At 67.7% G+C, this 381-nt stretch carries 1 protein-coding gene; it reads right to left on the reverse strand.

The features are described 5' to 3' along the window. The coding region (locus tag AC066S_RS40080) for a flagellar basal body L-ring protein FlgH (protein WP_478272108.1) at positions 1 to 367 on the reverse strand (367 nt) is incomplete at its 3' end. Positions 368 to 381: the final 14 nt, after the last annotated feature.

A 381-nucleotide genomic window follows, 5' to 3' on the forward strand; every position in this document is an offset into this window, starting at 1 on the left:
GTGCATCGGCGAGACGCGTCGAAAGCACCACGTTGCCATCCGAAATGTCGAACGGGCGCACCCGGCCTTCGAGCGTCACTTTCTGCGGCTCCTGGTTCACGGTGAGCAGCTGCTCGCCTGCCACGCGCAGGTCGCCGTTGGACAGCACTTCCTGCACGGACACGGTCAGCGTCGCCAACACGCGGTTGGTGCGCTGCGTACGCCCGCCGCCATCGAACGAGCCACTGACGCCGATACCCGTCTGTCCGACGGTGCCGCTGCGGTGCGACAACTCCGCCGACAGGCCGTTGCTCCGGCGGGTACCGGTGTCGGCGCTGGTGGTGGCACTCGAGTTCTCGAACACCTGCACCGTCAGGACGTCGCCCACGCGGAATGCCCGGT

This window comes from Bradyrhizobium sp. CFUWI (genome assembly GCF_056429085.1).